Raw genomic sequence first — 1,055 nt, 5'->3', positions numbered from 1 at the left:
GTGAGTCAGCTAGCTGAGTGACAGCATTCATGCAGTTAGTTATCCACTTTTGTGTAATGCATCTGTGACTATTCGCCCGCTGAAGCGGGCTTTTTTTTTACGTGGAACTTTTTCTCTTTCATTTCCTCTAATCGTTAGAACGTAAAGTGTGTTGCGCGAGGCACGACCTTAATAGAAACAACTAGCAAACAACCGTTTTCGTTCTATTCTTAATTCTGTAACAAAACTATTGCTTAATGCGTCACGTAAAAAGGAGTGTATTGGGTAAGGGTTCCTTTAGAGAGGTTATTTTTGGGGTAATCCTCACGCTATTTAAGAGATGACACTGTCAAATTGTCTAAGACAACACAATTCTCTGACGCAACACCCTACATCTGTATTTAATACTATTGCTGTCACAATAATTTTCGCGTCCAGAACGTAGAATACCTAGGCTAGGTTAGATAAAAGGAAAGTAAATATGAGACTGTTTAAGCGCTATACACCAAGTATGATTGCTAAACATATAAGTCGTCTTTTTAAAGGAAGAATTTATATTTACGGGGTCGGTAGATTCGAGTTTGATAACGGTAAGTTAATACTGCCGGAGAAAGCAGAGCAACGCCATTTCCGAGCGGTCAAAGAGATCAATCAAGAAATAATGAAACTCCGATGCGCATATGCTTAGCAAAATGTTGATAAAACAAAGGCTGGATTAACCAGCCTTTTGTGTATTTGAAGTTCGCTTTGCACTTACTGACGCGCCAGATCCGGCAAGTGTCCCTTTAAACCAAGCGCGCGCTTCATGATCTCATCTTTCGCTCCCGGCAGTTGCCCCGCTAAACTTAAGCCAATGCCACGAACGAGCTTCTTAGCTGGGTTCTCGCCAGAGAACAAATCTCGAAACCCTTGCATAGTAGCGATCATCTTTGCCGCTTCCGCTTTTCGCCAACGCTCGTAGCTTCTTAGGTTGCGTTTACTACCGATATCTTGTCCCTGCTTCCAAAGTGCTAACACCTCTTGAGCAAGACTGGCCGCATCTAATAAACCCAAATTCACACCCTGCCCCGCTAATG

Annotated in this window: 1 protein-coding gene and 1 pseudogene; one reads left to right on the top strand and one right to left on the bottom strand. The window is 42.7% G+C overall.

Translation table 11 applies throughout. The features are described 5' to 3' along the window. Window positions 1-460 precede the first annotated feature (460 nt). Window positions 461-667 (top strand): DUF1107 domain-containing protein, encoded by a 207-nt coding sequence (locus IQR33_RS00375; RefSeq protein ID WP_005380970.1) that lies wholly within the window; start codon window positions 461-463, stop codon window positions 665-667. Between the two features lie 65 nt (window positions 668-732). On the opposite strand, the pseudogene IQR33_RS31985 reads toward IQR33_RS00375, so the two are convergent. Continuing rightward, window positions 733-1,055: pseudogene (locus IQR33_RS31985) on the bottom strand (FAD-dependent 2-octaprenylphenol hydroxylase); the annotation flags it as partial.

This window comes from Vibrio sp. OPT46 (assembly GCF_015163535.1).
In the GTDB taxonomy this organism is placed as follows: Bacteria; Pseudomonadota; Gammaproteobacteria; order Enterobacterales; family Vibrionaceae; genus Vibrio; species Vibrio alginolyticus.
The sequence above is the reverse complement of the archived record's forward strand: the minus strand, read 5'-3'. Positions and strand labels throughout refer to the sequence as shown.